This window comes from Rhizobium leguminosarum, assembly GCF_002953715.1.
Classification (GTDB): domain Bacteria; phylum Pseudomonadota; class Alphaproteobacteria; order Rhizobiales; family Rhizobiaceae; genus Rhizobium; species Rhizobium leguminosarum_V.
This window is the reverse complement of record NZ_CP025012.1, coordinates 2115567-2133595: the sequence shown is the minus strand read 5'-3', so window position 1 is coordinate 2133595 and position 18029 is coordinate 2115567. Positions and strand designations below refer to the sequence as shown.

Genomic DNA, 18029 nt, shown 5'->3' with positions numbered 1-18029 from the left:
GGCCCGCCGGTCGCTTGGGGGATTATCGGCTCCATCTAGGGCTTCACCAGGGAGTGGGAGATGGAAGCCTCCATGCCATCCGCGACCGGCAGTCCTGCCTTGCGGAGGCTAGCGACCAGCCGCAACTGATCACTCACCCGGAAGTTCCTGACGTTGAGTTCCTCCTCGAGGTTCGCAATGAAATCAGGGCGCATTCGCATGAACGTCTCCCCTTCGAGCTGAGCGTCGGCAATCATGTCGGCTTCCGCGAAGATCACCGCCGCCACCACGTGGAAAAGGGGAAACTTCTGCAGGTCCGCCTGCTTAATCTCTGCTACCGCCTTTCGATTGTCTCGAAGCATATACGCCGCGAGCGCGCGGGTTCCATGATAGTATCCGCCATTTCTGGGATTGAGCGAGAGAGCCTCGTCCAAAAGCGTTGCGCCGCGCTCCCACTGCCCGCCCATGGCCAGGCGCGTACCGAATTCGCCCTTGAGTTCCGTGTCGTTTGGGTTGGCGGCGAGCGCCTGTTCGCCGACTCGCAGTGCCTCGTCTGGTTGTCGATTGAAGAACAGGGCCGTCATGAGCGCCTGGAGTGCGCGGCTGTTGTCCGGTTCGAGCTGGGTCGCCCGGCGTGCCGCTTGCAGCGACCTCTGCAAGGGTGCGGGCGAGCCTACCTTCGGGTTGAATTGAAATCTGCCCTCGTCGAGATAGATGATCGACAGCATCCCCCAGGCGGTCGCATAACCCGGATATCGCGCCACCGCTCTCTCAAGGCATTCCCGCACCTTGGCATGCCGTTCGACGGTGAGGTCGGCACGGTATGCGTAGAAGCCGAGCGTGCACTCATAGGCGCCGAGATCGTCGGGAGGGGCGTTGACGACGTCGACATGGGCGATGACGCCGTATGGCTGTGCGATCGCCGTCGCCACCTTGCTCGCGACATCCGACTGGATCGTGAACAGATCGCGCGACTGCAGATCGTTGTCATAGTCCCGCGACCAAAGGATAGAACCGTCCGAGGTGTCGACAAGGCGAGCGGTGACCCGGATGCGCGTTCCCGAGGCGCGGACACCGCCGGCGAGCAGGTATTGCGCGCCGAGTTCATCCCGTACCTGGGCGACAGCCACATCCGGCTGCAGCGCCGTGGATGTCTCACGACCGAAGACCTTGATCTCCTTGAAACGAGGAAGGGCCGTCAGCAGTTCTTCGGTCAGACCCTTCGTATACAGTTCTGAATTCGGCTCGGATCCAAGATTGGCGAACGGTGCGATCACCAGTGTCGGGCCGTCGGGTTTCAAGGACAGGCCGGCCGGTAGAGTGGACGCGTAGCGTCCGACCGTCCAGTACGCGACAACGATCGCCACAGCGAACACGACCGCCGCTCCAATGAAGCGTAGCCTTGGCGGGAAGCGTTGCTCGGGAGCGGAGGGCGCCGCGACCGAGCCGGGCCCGGCAACCTTGTCTCCCTCCGAGGAGGGGACGGCGTTCCAGTTGAATACCGGGATGTAGCCACCTTTGGGTAGGTCTATGCGGACCGGATCGTTTTGCCCCGCCACCAGGTAGTACCGCTCGAGTACCCGTCGGAGCCGGGCCGCCTCGATGCGGACGACGGGATCATCCTGGGTGAAGCCTTCGTTGCGCTTGAATATCTCGAGCGCGATCGAGTATCCCTTGATCCGGTCGCCCCGCCCCGCAAGCACTTCCTCGACGACATAGTTGAGGAAAGCCCTAGTCCTCCCGGCATTAGGAAAATCCGCGCTCAGTGCCATGCGCTCGAGTTGGGCGCGGATGTCGTCGCGCCCCGGAGGCGGGCGATCCAGCGTTGCGGATAGGTCACTGGCGCGCGGCGCGGCGCCTTCGTCGGCCGGCGACCGCCCGAGGAATGTCGGAACGTAGGAGCCCGTGGGAATGCCGACGACGATAGGATCGGATTTACCGGCTTTCAAATAGTATCGTTCGAGCGATCTGCGCAGGTGGCTCGCGGCGATGCGAACGATTGGATCGACCTGTGGATCGAACGTGTCTACGCGCCCGAACACGTCGACCGCGATAGTGTAGGCCTTTATCCTCGCGTCTCGACCGGACAGGCATTCTTCCACGACATAATGGAGAAACCGACGTTCGCGGTCGGTCGCGTCGAAGTCGCCGCTGCTCAGAATTCGTCCGAGCTGCTCGCGGCACATGGCCTGCGAATGCCGGAACGACTTCTCCTTGACGTCGGCACTGTGCATCACGACACCCCCCCGTGCGTGAAAACCGAATAGAGTCCTCGTTCAACCTCAAGTCTAAATATTATATGGACATCAATATACTATCGCGCGTGCCCGCGATAGTCGTTGACCCGCGTCTCCCGTCTGCCGAGAAGTGCCGCACCGATTCATCAGCCAGCCCAGGCGTATCGCTGCCCGTTATACCACGTAACCTACAGTAGTTCTCTAGCCCAACCGGAAATCAAATCTTAGGCTCCAGCACCTGGTGAGGTTATGGCAGCGGGCGGATGGCGACGAATGGCGAATTGACTCGCAAGGAGCTGGCCTTTTCGGCTGCGGCGCTACGGTTCCCGCGGGCCGAACTCGCGATCCGCAGACTGATGAATAGGAACGAAGACTTCTGCAATCTGTGCGCGGACCTCGCCGACGCCGAACGGGCGTTGGCAAGCGTTCCGACAGCGCCACCGGCGTTGTGCGAGGAGCGAAAGCTGGAATGGCGGGAGATGATCGAAACCCTCGTCTGCGAGATCGGCGAGGTACTGAGGGAGAGCGAGGGATGGTCGCCCGGTTCAAATAGCTAATGCCATCTCTGCCGAACAGGCGAAGGACCGACAGGCCGCCGCCCAACGATGCCGGGGTGTCTTAGGACACTCCCCAAAGGACGGAGATTGAACGACATGAAGCGAGAGAACATCCATGACGCCGCCCGGTCCGGATCGCGGCGCCGAGCCATAGGTCTGGCGGCCGCCGCGATCACCGTCGCGCTGTCGGCTGCGCCAGCCTTGAGCCAGAGTGCCATCGACCCCGACGCGGACGCCATCCTGCACGCCATGGCTGACAAGCTAAAGGGCATGGCTTCCTTCAGCGCCGAGTACGACACCGATCATGAGATCGTCGACCGGCAGGGCCAGAAGCTCCAGTACAGCGCCTCGGGGACGATCGCAATATCGCGTCCCAGCGGCTTGCGCGTCACGCGCAGCGGTCCATACGCGGACACCGAAGTCGTCTTCGACGGCAAGGTCGTCTCGCTCTATGGCAAGGCCTTGAACGTCTACGCCCAGATCGACAGCCCCGGCCCGTCGATCGACGAAGCGGTGGACGAATTCCGCATGTCGACCGGTCTCGACGCGGTCGGCGCCGACCTGCTCGCCGCCGATCCCTATCCGCTTCTGATGGACGGCGTGGTCTCCGGATCATTGGTCGGCACCTCCTTTGTCGGCGGCATCGAGTGCGACCACCTGGCGTTTCGAAACGATCGCGTCGACTGGCAGATCTGGATCAGCGCCGACGACCGCAAGCTGCCCTTGAAATATGTGATCACCACCAAGTGGGTGACGGGCGCGCCGCAGTACACGCTGCGTCTACGAAACTGGAACACCGACAAGGTCGACGACAAGCAGTTTTTCTTCACCCCCCCGGCGGACGCGAAGAAGCTCGACGCGGTCTATTCGGACGCCGTCGGCGATCTCGTACTGGAGGCACAGGAATGAGCACGAAGCGCACGTTTTCCAAATTCATCTCGGCCGCAGTCATGGTGGCGGCCCTCGTCGTGACCGACGGCTGGCTATCAGTCCTGTCGGGCCAGCCCGGTTTCATCGCCACGCAAGCACAAGCACGCGTCGGCAGACCGGTGACTCCAGGCAGCGTGGCAGGCGTGGCTCGCCGCACGACGCGCAGAACCATCCGTCGTACTTCGATGTATGTCGCAGCCCTGCCTGCCGGCTGTGCGAAGACGAGCGTCGGCGGAGCGGTCGTCTGGCGATGTGGAGGAGCATACTATCAGTCCGCCGGGGGCCGCTACGTCGTCGTCAACGTGGACTGATCAAACCCTGGAACTTGCGATTTCGAGATTCCGACCTGGAAGCCGAAACTGTGTTCGGTAGAGGAGAACGAGAATGTACTTGAACAGCAGTCGTAACAGACGCGACTTGTGGACGGGCATCGCCTTGGCCGGATTTCTGTCCGCCGGAATGCCTCACACGGTCTGGTCCCAGGATGCAGTCCATACCGACATCGGTGACATCGACAAGACCACCGGGGCGGACATCTTTCCCAAGAAGCGGCCGTACTCCCCATGGGCCGGACGTAACTTTCCGATGCGGCCGCTCTTCGGCGACACCCACCTGCATACCAACCTGTCGTTCGACGCGGGCGCGGCAGGAGCCAGGATAGGGCCCCGCGAGGCCTACAGGTTCGCAAGGGGAGAGGAAATCACCGCCTCGAGCGGCCAGCCCGTCAAGCTCTCAAGGCCGCTCGACTTCCTCGTCGTCGCCGATCACTCCGATAATCTCGGCTTCATTGCCGACTTCATGGCAGGAAAGCCCGAGATCCTGAAAAATGCCCAGGCCCGAAGCTGGTTCGACATGATCCAGAACGGCCAGGGGGCCGCCGCCGCCTACGACATCGTCACCACGTTCTCCCAAGGGAAATTCCCTCCTGATCTCCTTTATCGACCCGGAACAGCCGCATACAGGTCTACCTGGCAGAGCATCATCGACGCCGCCGAGGAGGCGAACGAGCCGGGCCGCTTCACCGCGCTGATTGGCTACGAATGGACGTCGCTGGCGACGGGCAACAACCTCCACCGCAACGTCATCTTCCGTGACAACGGCGACAAGGCGGCGATGATCGAGCCTTATACTACCCAGCCGCCGCTCGGCAGCAACAATCCCCGCGATCTGTGGAAGTGGCTTGCAGCCTATGAGGACAAGACAGGCGGCCAGGCGCTGGCGATCGCCCACAACGGCAATCTCAGCAACGGGACCATGTTCCCGATCATCGAGTCGTTCACGGGCAAACCCATCGACCGGGAATATGCGGAGCAGCGCGCACGCTGGGAAGTTCTCTACGAGACCACCCAGATGAAAGGGGACGGCGAGACGCATCCGTTGCTTTCTCCCAACGACGAATTCGCCAATTTTGAGCGCTGGGACAAGGGTAATCTGGATGTCAGCCAGAAGAAGACGCCTGACATGCTGCAGTACGAGTATACCCGCTCCGCGTTTCAGACCGGCTTGAAGCTCGAAAAGGAACTCGGGGTCAATCCCTACAAGTTCGGTTTGGTGGGCAGCACGGATTCTCATACCGGCCTTTCCACCGCGGACGACGACAACTTCTGGGGAAAGATCTCGAGCAATGAGCCGAATGCCGAGCGCTGGAAACATCCGTTCATGAAGAATCCCAGCCTTGGCATAACCATTACGGGCTGGGAGCAGACGGCATCTGGCTACGCGGCTGTCTGGGCGCAAGACAACACCCGCGCATCCATCTTCGACGCGATGAAACGGCGGGAGACCTATGCGACCACGGGACCACGGATGTTGGTGCGTTTCTTCGGCGGGTTCGATTTCGATGAGGCCGACGCCACCAGCCGTAGCCCGGCAATCGCCGGATATACGAAGGGTGTCCCAATGGGCGGCGACATCGGCCCCGCTCCGAACGAAAAGGTTCCCACCTTCCTGGTCGCCGCTTTGAAGGATCCGATCGGTGCCAACCTCGACCGCTACGAGGTGGTGAAGGGCTGGCTCGATGCGGCGGGCGAAGTCCACGAGAAGGTCTACGACGTCGCCTGGTCCGACGCGCGCAAACCAGGGGCGGATGGAAAGCTGCCTCCCGTCGGCGATACCGTCGACGTCGCCAACGCCACCTTCACGAACACCATCGGCTCTTCCGAACTGATCGCGTTCTGGAAGGACCCCGAGTTCGACCCTAGCCAAAGGGCGTTCTACTACGGTCGCGTTCTCGAAATTCCGACGCCGCGGTGGACCGCCTACGACGCCAAGTACTTCGGCAGCGAGATGGGACCCGAGGTGCGGATGAAGACCCAGGAGCGGGCGTACACCTCGCCGATCTGGTACAATCCGGCATGAGGACCGCCGTGTGCATGCCGAGTTTACGGACAGCCAGGGGGCTGGAATGAAGATCCTCAAAACGATCATTAGGGAACCGTTGGTGCATTTCCTACTGCTGGGCGTCACGGTCTTCGGTCTGTATTCGGCCGTGAACCGATCGCCTGTGGCAGCGGATGGCCAGGTGATCGAGCTGGGACAGGGCGAGCTCGGCCAGTTGTTCGAGAGCTTCTCGCGGACATGGCAGCGTCCCCCGACCGAATCCGAGTTCGTCACGCTCGTCGACAGCCGCGTCAAGGAGGAGGTCTTCTATCGTGAGGGACTGAAGATGGGCCTCGATAAGGACGACACCCTCGTGCGGCGCCGCATGCAGCAGAAGATGGAGTTCCTGCTCGAGCCGAGCGGTGAAGAACTGACACCGAAGGAGGGAGAACTGGAGGCGTATCTCGCTGCAAATGCGGGAAAGTTCCGCACTCAGGACAGGCTGGCGTTCCGCCAGATCTTCTTCGACGGCAAGGGATCATCCGAGAGCACCGTAGAAAGAGCGAAAATCGTCCTGGCGCACCTCGAAACAGCAGCGGCTTCAGAGGAAACCGCTGGCGATCCGACCCTTCTTCCCGAACGAATGGAACTGTCGGATGCCGACGTCGTCGCCAGCATCTTCGGCAAGGACTTCGTCGCGGCCCTGAAACTCGTCCCCGAAGGCGAGTGGGTCGGACCCTTGAACTCTCCTTTCGGCGGCCATCTCGTCTATGTCGATGAGAAGAAGGACGGAGGCACGCCGCCGCTTGCGGATGTGCGAGAGGCTGTCCGGCTTGACTGGGAGAGTGGAAGACGTGCGCAGATCGCAGCCCGGCGTTACGATGACATGAAGAAGCACTACGAGGTGCGCGTGGTCTGGCCGACCGGCACGTCCGCATCGGCAATCAAGACATCGGGGGTCAGATGACCCGATCCCTCTACCTCATCATTGGCTTCGTTCTTCTCGCCTGTTCCGCAGCCCGTGCGCATGAGCTGAGACCGGCCTACCTCGAGATCGACGAGGTTGCAACGCATCGCTACGCATTGACGTGGAAGGTTCCCGCCCAGGGCGCCTACAAGATGGCGCTCGACGTGCTCCTCCCTCCATCATGCATGCAGGATGGCGACCGCGCAGGGGGGGTCATCGACAATGCTTTCGTCAGCCGCTGGCAGGCCGTGTGCGAGGGTGGTCTGGCGGGCGGCGTGGTCGCCATCGACGGTCTCGCGTCAACCTACACGGATGCGCTGATCAGAGTGGTCAATCTCGATGGCACGACGCAGACGAGCCGCGTTTCGCCCGACTATCCGGAGGTCGCGATCGCCGCGACGCCGACTGGGATGGCCACGGCCCGGACGTATTTCGTACTCGGCGTCCAGCACATCGTGACCGGCGTGGACCATCTCCTGTTCGTGTTCGCGCTCCTGCTTTTAATCGGGAATCCAAGGACGCTACTTGCGACAATCACCTCCTTCACGGTCGCGCACTCGGTGACTCTTGCCTTCGCGACGCTGGGGATCGCGGCCGTGCCGCAGCCTCCCATAGAAGCGCTGATAGCGCTCAGCATCATGTTCGTCGGCGCGGAGATCGTTCGGTCGGATCGAGGAAGGCGGAATCTCTCGAGCCGATATCCTTGGATGATCAGCTTTACTTTCGGACTGCTGCACGGCTTCGGATTTGGCGGCGCATTGCGGGAAATCGGACTGCCGCAGAAGGACGTACCGTTGGCGCTCCTGACATTCAATCTGGGAGTCGAGGTCGGGCAGCTCGCCTTCGTGGCGGTCGCACTTCTGACTATGGCAGCAATACGGCTGCTGGTCGCGGACATAGCTCGCCTGCGCGTCTCGCTGGCCTACGTGATCGGAACGGTGTCGGCGTTCTGGTTCGCTCAGAGGATCGCGGGGTTCGGGTAGGCGATCGGTGTCGGATACGTCTACTGGCTGTTCGACCCTTTGGGAGCGTCTGGATTGATCTGACCGAGCCAACCTTTGGAATTCACGGCACGCCGGAACCGACCGTTAACGACAAGGTGGGGTCATACGGTTGCGGGCACCTGACGAACTGGGAGTGCGGAAGAGCCGGCTGGAAAGGTGGAGGGCAGGGACGATGCAGGGAGGACCGTCGAAGCACCTCGGTGCCCCGTGTTCGGTATCAGTTGATTCCGCTGGTTGATTAGCGAAGGCGCGCATAGATTCGTGGTTACGAAATTTCGTTCGACGCCCCACCTTCTTCGTGTTGTATTAACTATCATGCGGGCGGCCAATGGCGACTTTTTTCGATGAGTTCTTTGGCGTAACCACTGATCAGCTCGACGATCACGGCACCCTCAACATCTCCGTCATCAAGAGGCCGACGGCGTCTTCATCGAGCACGTGGTTCGCTACGTTTGACCGACGGACCAGTCGCATCTACAGCGAGACTTTCCCGAAGGACGGGCTGATAACCTGGGCGAGATGGGTGGACATCCGAGAGCCGGTCGCAGCCGTCGTCGAAGAGGCGATAGGTTGGCGGCGGCGGATGACGGAGTAGGGGCCGAACGAGAGGTCGCTTTCAATCGAACACTCGCGCGGCCTCTTGCACGGCAATAGCCTTCGGACGACATACCACGTAGAGACCAAGGGCAATCGCAAGCGCCATGGCCGTCGCGCCAAAAATCAGGCCATAGGTCGCGGCCGCGCTGAAATGAAGCTCGGCGAGCGCCAAAGACAGAGGACGACGCCGACACCCCGAGGAAGACGAGCGTGTTGAGCGCGCCCAGTCCGATGCCTCTAATTTGAGTCGGCAACAATGCCTGCGCCTCCGTCATCGCCACGGGATGGACATTTCCCATCGCGTAGAGGAACGCCAATCCCGCGGATGCGGCGAAGATGCTTGCACCCGGCGAGAAGGCGAGGAGAAGCGCACTCAGAACGCCCACTACGTAGGTTGCGGTCACGATCCTACGCCCGCGCCAACGCGGGAGCGCGAAAGGCAGGACGAACGAAGTCGCAATTCCAAAAACACTTACGGCAGTCAGAACGGCGCCGACATTGGTGCCGTGCCCGAAGACGTCCGTGAGGTATGGTCCCGCCCAAGCGTTTCTAAAGGTGCCACCTAGCGAGAGCGTGAAGCAGATGGGTACAAGGTAGAGGAGGTGAGGCAGCCTCCATGTTCCGTGCCCCGTCGTCTGTAGGGCACTCCTGGCCGAGGGCGTCTGGCGCAACGACAACGCGATCGAGAGGGCGCAGCCCGACGTCATCGCCGCGGCTGTCCAGCACGCGGCGCGCCAACCCCATTCCGCCGTGAAGAAGGACAACGGAGACGCGGAGATCAGCGCTCCCACTGAGCCATCGAACTCACCGTCGCTGCCAGCCGCCCGGCCTTGTCCGGCGAATGAAGCCGGCCCAGATAGTAGAGGACGCCCATAAAGATCGGCGCACATCCAATGCCGATGGCGACCTGACCAGCGAACGCCGACAAAAAGCCGGATGACGACCCGAGGAGCGCAGAACCGACGGCGCCCACGACCATCATCGAGGCCATTGGCCAACGGACGCCAAATCGGTCGAACGCGATGCCGACGGGGACTTGTAGCAATGCGAATGATCCGAAGAACGCGGACGCAAGCCACCCGAATTCGACCGGCGACAGTGCGAGCTCATCAGAAATCAACGGACCGACGACGCCGAAATAACTTCGGAAGTACATGCTCGCCAGGAAGGCGGCACAAAGGGCAGATAGAGAAGTGCGCATCTATTCCTCGCGCGAGAAAACCAGGCTGCCATGGCCGGGCTTGAGGTTTAGGTCTAGCTTATCGCGCGGCACGGAGACTACAACGTATCGCTTGCCATCCGTCGGCGTCTCCTGATGCGCGAGATCGATCATCCAGATTGTCATGCCCGATCCTCGAGTGATCTCCATGAGCATCACCATCGCCGGGTCATCTTCGGCGTCGATCGCAAAAGCGAGCTCGTACGCGAATGTCTCCTGCTCGGCCTGACCCGAAGCTGTTCCTTAAACCAGCTCCAGACGCTGTCGAAATCCACGGGGAACGGCGACAGATCGAAGTTCACCTGGACGACGTCGCGGGCGAACACGACCTCTCCGTCGAAAAAGGCGTGCATTCCCAAAAAATATTCGGGAATCTCCATGTGATCTGAAAGTTCTTCGCGAAGGATTTTGAGGTTGGAGGCTGTTTGAAACAAAGCGGTCTTCGTCTGGGATCAGTGCAACGCGGCAGAGGTCGGCGCGTTCACTCGCGTGGCGTGGATGCCGACGTAAGTTCCGATGAGCGCTGTCGCGATATCGTCGGAAGTGCGATGCCCCTCCTGGTAGAACTCGATCGTCGCCTGGCGAAGTACGTCGGAAAGGCCGTCTTTCGGATCCACCTCGTAGTAGCGGTACCACGCCTGCACGGCTTCGGACATCGTCTTAAAGTCGGGCTTGTCGAGCTCTTTCTTCATTCAAGTGCTCCTTCCATCCTCCAACACCTAGGACTGTGAAAAAGAGCTTCAACCTGCCACCGAAGGATGGGGTTGGACCGGTCCCTTCGTCGCACTAGATACGTCCCTCCAACGGAGGAATTTGCATGACGAAGCTCACATATCATGTCGGCGAGCATGACGGCGGTTTTGGATACAGGCTCGGTGACGTTTGGTCCGAGACCTTTCCTGATCATGACACGGCGCTCAGAGCCGCCAAATCTGCAGCGGAGCGGCAGCACCTCGAAGGCCGCGACGCCGAGATATCCTATCAAGTCGCCGATGGGAGCTGGCAGACGGAACACGTGGATGGCGGCGACCGGCCGGATACCGAGGTCGTGGACGACTAAGGGTTCGACGAGATGACGGCGCTGACCGGATCTTGCAAGTGCGGGGACGTTCGACTTGCCGTCCGAGGCTCGCCGAGCCGGATTGGCATCTGCCACACGGACTGCAGGCAGGAAAGCGGGTCGGCGTTCACCTTCTTCGGTGTCTGGCCTGCGGCCAACTTCGAAACCAAAGGTGAGACGAGCGAATATGATCCATTGGCCGCCACCAGGAGTTCGGACACCATCCTGCGCGCGATCGAGACCGCTTCCGCGATGCCGTCACCGCATCGGATTTCCACGCCGTCGTAGTCGGGATCGAACCCCTCCTGCATCCGAATATGGAAGTAGAACCTGGCCATCGGAAATGCTCCCGTCCAGCTTCTGACCGCCAATGCTCACGGAGAGTAGTGGCTGAACACGAAGTCCTTCGAACGGTCCAGCTTCGTATGGCACGCGAAACAGGAGTTCAGAAGCGGCTCGCTCTTGTTGGCGACGCCGTTCTCGAACTGGCCGTAGCCCCATCCTCCAGTCTCGGCGTACTTCTTCGAGTCCTTGATGCTGATCTGCACGTTCGTCGGGTCGCCGGCCACGAAGGACTGCGGCGCCGGGAAGACGGCGTCGTTCTCCGGAGACGACTTGTAGACGTACGCGAGGCGGGCGATTATCGAGCCATCGGGGAATGGTCGCGTGCCTTCGCGGAAGGCTTTCACGGCGATGTCATTTCCAAGGATGCCGCGGATGTCGTTGTTCTTCCCGGCCTCATGGGCGACCGTGATCATCTGCCAGTTTCGATATCCTTCCGGTAGACTGACGCCGTAGATCGGTGACACGTTGTCCGACACGCCGCTAGCTGCGTCGACCGAGACTGCGACCACGGCGGCCGCCAGTAGACAGAATGCTGTGATTTTCCGCATTTCAACCTCCATCTGGATAGATCGTCGATACTGCCAGTGCGGCGAGGCCGCCTCCGATTATCTGGACGACCACGAAGAGAGTAATGGCAACCACCGACGCGCTTGCGGGCGAGGCGAGGAGACCGATAGCCACCGCCGGGTTCGCGATCGATCCCGTCGGCGTCGAGAGGATCGCTGCCAGCAGCCATAGTCCGACTGCGAAGGGCCCCACGAATTTGTTCGTGCTTCGCGAGCAGCAGAAGACGACCGTCATCAGTCCGAACGAAGCCGCGCCCTCGCTCGCCAAGGACGACACCGCTGGAAAGTCGAAACCCGGTCTACCGGGCAGAGCATCGAAGATGGTGGCGGCAACGAGCACCCCGGCCAGTCCTCCTGCGATCTGGGACACGATGTACCATACCGTGCAGTCCAGCCTTCGTCGTCCCGAGAGCCACTGCATCAACGTGATTGTCGGATTGAAGTGGCCGCCGGAAACCGCGCCAAAGGCCAGAATCAAGCCGATCAGACTTCCTGAGATCGCCATCGCGGACGAAAGTGCCGAGCTGCCGACATGGAGGCCCGACCCGACGACCGCGATCATCAGCATCGCGGTTCCCACGCCTTCCGCCAGCGATCGCCTGAACAGCGAGACGGTCGCATCGTCCTCGACGAAGCATTTGCGTGAGAACGTGCTGCCAGGCCCTAGGCGTGCGACGCCCATCTCGCCTCCACGGCGTCCATCTTCACCGCGAGCTCTTCGGGCGTGAGCAGACCCTTCTGGAAGGCGATGTTCGCGAAGGCGGCGATCCATCTCTCGTAGTAGGAGAGCTTGCCGACCAGGTCGGATCCCAAGGATTCGACGCCGCGTCGCTTCTCCTCGGTGTTGATGATCTTATAGAAGTCGAGGACGTCGGCGAGAGCATGGCAACGCTTCTCCCAGGGGAGTAGTTCGTGCTCGACCTTTTCGATCTTCGGCGCCTCCAATCCCCCGATGTCGTTCGGGAGACGCTTTACGAACTGTTCGCTGCCGGTCATGCCGCAACTCCCTGGGATGGTGATGGGATCTGGATGACGCCGATCATAGCATCGCGGGTGACGAGAGCTGCGAGTTGCTCTTCGTCGAGGTCGTCGGTGCCGGCCGGGCGCATGGGCAGGACGAGATAGCGCTGGATGGCGGTGGAGTCGCTCACGCGGATCTCGACGTTGTCTGGAATGTTGGTCCCGAACTCCTCCAGCACCTTCCGCGGCTCGTAGACCGCACGCGCGCGATAAGGCTTCAGCTTGTACCAGTCGGGGGGAAGACCTAAGACTGGCCGCGGATAGCAGGAACAGAGCGTGCAGACGATCAGATTGTGGACCTTCGGCGTGTTCTCAAGAACGATCAGTTGGGTTTCGTCGTAGAAGGTGATCCCCAGTTCTTCGCAGCCGGTCCTGCCGTTCTCCAGCAGACGGGCCCTGAAGCCCGGATCAGTCCAGGCCCTTGCGACGACCTTCGCACCCAATGCCGGGTTGCGGGAATCGAGCACCTCGATCTGCCGTCGGATTTCCCCGGCAGTGAAGTATCCCTTTTCGATCATGAGCTCCTGGAACGCCGTCTCCATGATATCGTAGTAGCCAGGCGCTTCCGTCGCGGCGATAGGAGCGTGATCGTGGTCATGCCCATGGTCGTGGTCGCTCATCCTGAAACTCCTTCCAGCCACGTTTCGAACACCTCGATTCGAAGCCCGTCATCGGGCGAGCCCGCATAGTCGCTCCAGATCGCCGTCATCGGCACGGCAATTCGATAGTAGTGGCGAACGGAGCCTGCGTTGCGGCCGAACGCCTCTTCCTCGTTGTTGACTGCCTTGGGCTCCATGATCGCCTCGACGACCGCAGTCTTGCCACGCAGGTAGGTCGGCACCCGGTAATGTCCGACCGGTGCGCGATCCGAGACCTTGACGGATTGCCCGACCGCGAAGATTGGTAGCTCGCCGAAGGCGGGGACGATGCCATCGAGCTTCTTTGTTGGTGTATGGGCGGACTTCATTCGAGCCTCCGATTAATCTCGCCGAACACTACGAGGACGGCGACGGGCGATATTTCGAATTCGTGCGATGGCGGGAAGGGATGCGCGCAATCGGACGGTTTCGATAAACGGCGGGCCATTGATGTGATTTGGTGACAACAACATCCACACTTCGCAAAGGAACCTTCCGATGACCCACATCATCGTCCAGCCCGCACAAAGCGCGGTGCCAATTTCCCCGCCGGAACTGCTGCCGTGGACCGTCTTCGTCGGCCTCCTGCTGCTGATGACCCTCTACTTCGTCGGCGCGGAGCAGGGCGCGACCTCTCTCATACGGGGCGACGCCGTTCACGAGTTCGTCCATGACGGCCGGCATCTGCTCGGCTTTCCGTGCCACTGAGGATAACGTCATGGTTCAGAGACTTCTTCTGGCAGGGATGCTGTCCGGCCTGATCGTCGCGCTGTTCGCCTTCTCATTCGCGCGCGTCTACGCCGAGCCCACCATCGAACGCGCGATCGCCCTGGAGGAGGACGTCGCTCAAGATCACGCTTCGCCCGAGGAGGGCACTGTCTCTCGGAGCACGCAGCGCAACGCCGGCCTGCTAACGGGCCTGGCCTCGTACTGCGCGGCGCTCGGCGGCATCCTCGCAATCGGCTTGGCCTCCGTTCATGGCCGCCTGAGCGCTCGGCCACGTTCGGCCGTCTGGATGCTGGCTCTGACCGGCTACGTCGCCCTCGTGCTGGTGCCCCAGCTTAAATATCCCGCGAGCCCTCCCGGCGTCGGGAGTGCGGAGACCATTGGCGTCAGGACGGAACTTTACTTCGTCATGATAATGGCATCGGCCATGTGCATGGCGGCGTCGGCATGGATCGCCTACCGGACGAGACTGCGTATGGGGCCGGCGACAGCGGTCTCGATCGGCATTGGGATGTTCGTCGCACTTGCGAGCTTGTTGATGACGATGATGCCTGCGATCTCGGAAACGCCTCACGATTTTCCAAGGGGCCTTCTGTTCGAATTCCACGTATACGCAGCACTGGTGCAGTTGATCGTCTGGGCAGGGCTGGGCCTACTCTTCGGGCAGGCGGCCGAACATGTCGTCGAGCGAGATCGTCGCATGGAAGGCGTTGCACGCCATGGGATACCGAACGCCTGACTGCTTTCACAACTGGCTTTCGTCGGCCCTCAGGAATAGCATCCTGGTATGATCGCGGAGCAATGGCACCGATGAACGACGTCGCGCATGCGGAAACCCTGGGAACGTCGCACATCGAGGGTGCCGAAAAGCACGATATGGAGCAGTTCCTGTTATCGGCGTTGCACGCGGCTCGAGCGGTCAGGGCGTTCATCGTGACGTCCGGCGACGATGGCCTTATGGTCGCCGCCAATGCCGGCGCCGAAGATGTCTCATCTGTGGCTCTTCACGAACGGGATCAGATCATCGTCCGCGAAGTGATCGCCTCAGGGAAAGGAAGGGCGATTCCCGGTACGCCCCGATCAATCGTGTGCGTTCCGATCGGTTTTCCCGACCGTGCCAAGGCAGCGGTCTATTTGGAGATCGAGAGAGAGCGCGTCTCCGACTGGCGGTTGGAAAATCTCGAGTGGATGGCGTCGACCTTCGCCGCCTCGCTCGCGAAGAGAACGGCCGACGAGGAGTTGCGCTCTTTCAAGGAGGAAGCAGCCATTGTGATACGGGAGCTACGGCTCAACCTCGACATGATCCCCGCCCTTACATGGATCGGTGGCCCCGGCGGCGAGCTCGAAGATGCAAGCAGGCAATGGCACGAATACACGGGCATCAAGCGGGAAGACGCCCTTGGCATGGGGTTCCTGGCGTCGTTCCATCCCGACGATGTTCAGAAAGTCATAACCGCCTGGACCGAACTCCTTGTCGCCGGAAAGCCCGGCGGCGTCGAGGCGCGCATCCTGCGTCACGACGGGGAAGCGAGATACTTCATGCTCCGGGCCGTCCCATTTGTGGGCGACGATGGCAAGGTTCGCAAGTGGTACGGGATCAACACTGACATCGACGACCTGAAACGTGCCGAGTTCGAACTGGCCAAAAGCCAGGCCGTCATGGCAGAGGCGCAACGGATCATCGAGACCGGCAGTTGGTCTTGGGACATGATATCGGACATTTTCACCTGTTCTGCCGAGTGCACCAACATCGTCGGTCTCCCGAGCACCGACATCACCTTCGAGACCTTGATGGAAAGGGTGCATCCAGAAGACCGCGAATTGGTCGCAGAGGCGCATGGGAGGGCGCTACAAGGCGAAGAACTGAACGTCCAGCATCGCTTCGTCCTGCCAAATGGAACGGTCAAGTTCATTCATGCGCGTGGCCGTCTGATCTATGAGAGAAGCCATCCTCGCGCCTACATCGGCACCATCGTCGACGTCACCGAGGCAAGGCTTTCCGAAGAGCGGATACAAAGTTCGCTTGCCGAGGCGCAGCGGGCGCAGGCCTCGCTTGCCGAAGCACAGAAGCTCACTCACGTAGGCAGTTTCCAGATCAGACCCTCTAGCAGCGAGATTATCTGGTCGGCGGAGACCTACAACATATACGGTCTCGACCCGGCGGAGCCATTGACGGGCAAGGCGATCATGGAGCGCATCCACCCCGACGATCGCGAGAGGATGAACGAGATCTATGCGAGGGGGATCCGTGACCGGAAGCCCTGGGAGGCCGAGCACCGGCTTCTCATGCCGGACGGGACGATCAGACATGTACATTGCGTAACCCGCGTCGAGTCAGATCCTGACGAAGAGCCCGAGGTGTTCGGGGCGATCATCGATCTGACGGATCGAATTAACGGGGAGGAGGCGCTCAGGAAAGCTCAGGCAGACGTCGTCAGAATGAACCGCCTGACGGCGATGGGCGCCGTCACCGTCTCTATCGCTCACGAAATGAACCAGCCGCTCATGGCTATCGTGACGAATGCGGCCACATGTCTAAGCTGGCTCGATCGCCCAGAACCGGATCTGGATGAAGCGAAGGTAGCAGCGGAACGGATCGTCAATGAGGGGAAACGGGCAGGGGACGTTCTCCTGAACGTCAGAAACATGGCGCGCAATTCGCGTCCATCCATCGCGATAGTCGATATCAACGAAGTCGTCGCTGACGTGCTTACGATGATGCGAAGCGAACTTCGCAGCCGGCAAATCAACGCATCCGTTTCGTTGTCGTCGGCCATAAGGTCAATCCGGGGCGACAAGGTTCAGCTTCAACAGGTTCTCCTGAACCTCATGCTCAATGCGGCCGAAGCGATGACGGGCAAGGAGCATGGCCGGACGATGAGCGTGGTCAGTGAGGATCGAGGGGCGCACTCGGTGGTCGTCCGGGTCGAGGACAATGGCCATGGTCTCGACCCCATTGCATCGGAACGTATTTTCGACGCATTCTTCTCCACCAAGCCGGAGGGTACCGGCATGGGTCTGGCGATTTGCAAGTCTATCATCGAGGCGCATAACGGGACGTTGTCCGCGCGACCTCGGGCGTCGGGAGGATCGGTGTTCGAGTTCGCGATACCATATGCAAGGGGGGCAGATGAACCAGAAGCAGCGTGAGGAGATCACCCCGCAGGTCGTCGTCATCGAAGACGACGTCGGCGTACGCGAGTCGCTAGTCGGCCTTCTCCGCTCTATGAAGTTCAACGTGACCGCATTTCCCTCGGCGGCCGAGTTCTCGTCGAAGGGCCAATTGGGCTCCGTCGGTTGCATGATCCTGGACGTCCGGCTTCCCGGCCAGAGCGGAATCGAATTCTACGAAGAGGTGCGGACCCGCGGCTTCCACAGACCGGTGATCTTCATGAGCGGCCATGCCGACGTTCCGATCGCCGTCAGGGCGATGAAGGCAGGCGCAGTAGAGTTCCTGACGAAACCGGTGCGCGAGCAGGATCTCCTGGACGCGGTCCACGCCGCAATGAAGCGGGACAGTCGCTCGGCGATGAAGGAGGAGGCGGCAGCGAGCGCCCGAGCCGATTTTGAGAAGCTGACGAAACGTGAGCAGGAAGTTCTGATCCGGGTGGTGGAGGGACAGCGTAACAAGCAGATCTCCACGGCCTTAGGGATTACGGAGGCGACGGTCAAACTGCACCGAGGAAACGTCATGCAGAAGATGCACGTGCTGACGCTGCCGGAGCTTGTACGGCACTACGATCTGCTCGAGTTGGGCGAGCAAGCGAACACCTCTACTAAAGGCTAGTTTTCATTTGAAATTTTGTGACGTTAGTCGCATTGCGAGCGTGCAACCCCGGTCATAGAATCACGATGATAGGATCGA

The 18029-nt window shown here is 61.0% G+C and carries 21 protein-coding genes and 3 pseudogenes; 15 read left to right on the top strand and 9 right to left on the bottom strand.

The window, feature by feature from the left end; all coding sequences use genetic code 11:
• Positions 1–35: 35 nt before the first annotated feature.
• On the bottom strand, positions 36–2216 hold the full coding sequence (locus CUJ84_RS10835; RefSeq protein WP_105006203.1) for an adenylate cyclase: 2181 nt from the start codon (positions 2214–2216) through the stop codon (positions 36–38).
• A gap of 263 nt (positions 2217–2479) precedes the next feature.
• Here CUJ84_RS10835 and CUJ84_RS10830 point away from each other — a divergent pair, with 263 nt between their 5' ends.
• The 8 genes and pseudogenes from CUJ84_RS10830 to CUJ84_RS10800 all read left to right on the top strand — a co-directional run bounded on the left by CUJ84_RS10830 (position 2480) and on the right by CUJ84_RS10800 (position 8588).
• Positions 2480–2773, top strand: a complete 294-nt coding sequence (locus CUJ84_RS10830; protein ID WP_105006202.1) for a hypothetical protein — start codon at positions 2480–2482, stop codon at positions 2771–2773.
• A 96-nt stretch (positions 2774–2869) separates the two neighbouring features.
• Positions 2870–3682: a DUF2092 domain-containing protein gene (locus CUJ84_RS10825; protein WP_105006201.1), complete on the top strand. Its 813-nt coding sequence runs from the start codon at positions 2870–2872 to the stop codon at positions 3680–3682.
• Entirely contained in the window at positions 3679–4014 is a 336-nt protein-coding gene (locus CUJ84_RS10820) for a hypothetical protein (protein WP_105006200.1), read from the top strand. The genes CUJ84_RS10825 and CUJ84_RS10820 overlap by 4 nt, the downstream gene beginning before the upstream one ends.
• A 148-nt stretch (positions 4015–4162) precedes the next feature.
• A complete protein-coding gene (locus CUJ84_RS10815) occupies positions 4163–6061 on the top strand; it encodes a DUF3604 domain-containing protein (RefSeq protein WP_105008153.1) in 1899 nt (632 codons plus the stop codon).
• Positions 6062–6107: 46 nt separating this feature from the next.
• Positions 6108–6989, top strand: a complete 882-nt coding sequence (locus CUJ84_RS10810; protein ID WP_105006199.1) for a peptidyl-prolyl cis-trans isomerase — start codon at positions 6108–6110, stop codon at positions 6987–6989.
• The gene (locus CUJ84_RS10805; RefSeq protein ID WP_105006198.1) at positions 6986–7972 is read left to right on the top strand and encodes a HupE/UreJ family protein; all 987 of its coding nucleotides are present in this window, start codon (positions 6986–6988) and stop codon (positions 7970–7972) included. Before CUJ84_RS10810 ends, CUJ84_RS10805 begins: the two co-directional genes overlap by 4 nt.
• A gap of 35 nt (positions 7973–8007) precedes the next feature.
• Positions 8008–8218, top strand: a pseudogene (locus CUJ84_RS38735) (hypothetical protein); the annotation flags it as partial.
• A gap of 103 nt (positions 8219–8321) precedes the next feature.
• A complete protein-coding gene (locus CUJ84_RS10800; protein ID WP_105006197.1) occupies positions 8322–8588 on the top strand; it encodes a hypothetical protein in 267 nt (88 codons plus the stop codon).
• Positions 8589–8609: 21 nt separating this feature from the next.
• On the opposite strand, the gene CUJ84_RS38730 is transcribed toward CUJ84_RS10800, so the two are convergent.
• Together CUJ84_RS38730 and CUJ84_RS10795 are read right to left on the bottom strand one after the other, a co-directional pair.
• Positions 8610–8762, bottom strand: coding sequence for a hypothetical protein (locus CUJ84_RS38730; RefSeq protein WP_245457569.1), 153 nt, complete (start codon positions 8760–8762; stop codon positions 8610–8612).
• A 73-nt stretch (positions 8763–8835) separates the two neighbouring features.
• Positions 8836–9746, bottom strand: a pseudogene (locus CUJ84_RS10795) (MFS transporter); the annotation flags it as partial.
• A 159-nt stretch (positions 9747–9905) separates the two neighbouring features.
• Here CUJ84_RS10795 and CUJ84_RS38580 point away from each other — a divergent pair.
• Positions 9906–10193 carry a hypothetical protein gene (locus tag CUJ84_RS38580; protein WP_210208132.1) on the top strand — a complete coding sequence of 96 codons (288 nt, stop codon included), beginning with the start codon at positions 9906–9908 and terminating at the stop codon, positions 10191–10193.
• 68 nt (positions 10194–10261) lie between these two features.
• Here CUJ84_RS38580 and CUJ84_RS10785 read toward each other — a convergent pair whose 3' ends face one another.
• Positions 10262–10501 carry a hypothetical protein gene (locus tag CUJ84_RS10785; protein WP_105006196.1) on the bottom strand — a complete coding sequence of 80 codons (240 nt, stop codon included), beginning with the start codon at positions 10499–10501 and terminating at the stop codon, positions 10262–10264.
• 125 nt (positions 10502–10626) lie between these two features.
• On the opposite strand from CUJ84_RS10785, the gene CUJ84_RS10780 reads away from it, so the two are divergent.
• Entirely contained in the window at positions 10627–10869 is a 243-nt protein-coding gene (locus CUJ84_RS10780) for a hypothetical protein (protein WP_105006195.1), read from the top strand.
• Between the two features lie 12 nt (positions 10870–10881).
• Positions 10882–11058 (top strand): annotated as a pseudogene (locus tag CUJ84_RS38725) (GFA family protein); the annotation flags it as partial.
• A 185-nt stretch (positions 11059–11243) separates the two neighbouring features.
• On the opposite strand, the gene CUJ84_RS10770 reads toward CUJ84_RS38725, so the two are convergent.
• From CUJ84_RS10770 to CUJ84_RS10750, 5 genes are read right to left on the bottom strand one after another with little or no spacing between them, the layout of a single operon-like run.
• Positions 11244–11762, bottom strand: coding sequence for a cytochrome P460 family protein (locus tag CUJ84_RS10770; RefSeq protein ID WP_105006193.1), 519 nt, complete (start codon positions 11760–11762; stop codon positions 11244–11246).
• A 1-nt stretch (position 11763) separates the two neighbouring features.
• Positions 11764–12462 carry an aquaporin gene (locus tag CUJ84_RS10765; protein ID WP_105006192.1) on the bottom strand — a complete coding sequence of 233 codons (699 nt, stop codon included), beginning with the start codon at positions 12460–12462 and terminating at the stop codon, positions 11764–11766.
• Positions 12444–12776, bottom strand: a complete 333-nt coding sequence (locus CUJ84_RS10760) for an SH3-like domain-containing protein (protein ID WP_105006191.1) — start codon at positions 12774–12776, stop codon at positions 12444–12446. Before CUJ84_RS10760 ends, CUJ84_RS10765 begins: the two co-directional genes overlap by 19 nt.
• Positions 12773–13420, bottom strand: a complete 648-nt coding sequence (gene nthA / locus CUJ84_RS10755) for a nitrile hydratase subunit alpha (RefSeq protein ID WP_105006190.1) — start codon at positions 13418–13420, stop codon at positions 12773–12775. The genes CUJ84_RS10760 and nthA overlap by 4 nt, the downstream gene beginning before the upstream one ends.
• Positions 13417–13767 carry an SH3-like domain-containing protein gene (locus tag CUJ84_RS10750; RefSeq protein ID WP_105006189.1) on the bottom strand — a complete coding sequence of 117 codons (351 nt, stop codon included), beginning with the start codon at positions 13765–13767 and terminating at the stop codon, positions 13417–13419. The genes nthA and CUJ84_RS10750 overlap by 4 nt, the downstream gene beginning before the upstream one ends.
• Before the next feature lie 169 nt (positions 13768–13936).
• On the opposite strand from CUJ84_RS10750, the gene CUJ84_RS10745 reads away from it, so the two are divergent.
• The 4 genes from CUJ84_RS10745 to CUJ84_RS10730 all read left to right on the top strand — a co-directional run bounded on the left by CUJ84_RS10745 (position 13937) and on the right by CUJ84_RS10730 (position 17951).
• A complete protein-coding gene (locus tag CUJ84_RS10745) occupies positions 13937–14146 on the top strand; it encodes a CbtB domain-containing protein (protein WP_105006188.1) in 210 nt (69 codons plus the stop codon).
• A gap of 10 nt (positions 14147–14156) precedes the next feature.
• The gene (locus tag CUJ84_RS10740) at positions 14157–14903 is read left to right on the top strand and encodes a CbtA family protein (RefSeq protein WP_105006187.1); all 747 of its coding nucleotides are present in this window, start codon (positions 14157–14159) and stop codon (positions 14901–14903) included.
• A gap of 71 nt (positions 14904–14974) precedes the next feature.
• Positions 14975–17314, top strand: a complete 2340-nt coding sequence (locus CUJ84_RS10735) for a PAS domain-containing sensor histidine kinase (RefSeq protein ID WP_105008151.1) — start codon at positions 14975–14977, stop codon at positions 17312–17314.
• Positions 17295–17951 carry a response regulator transcription factor gene (locus CUJ84_RS10730; RefSeq protein WP_105008152.1) on the top strand — a complete coding sequence of 219 codons (657 nt, stop codon included), beginning with the start codon at positions 17295–17297 and terminating at the stop codon, positions 17949–17951. The genes CUJ84_RS10735 and CUJ84_RS10730 overlap by 20 nt, the downstream gene beginning before the upstream one ends.
• The last annotated feature ends 78 nt before the right edge of the window (positions 17952–18029 follow it).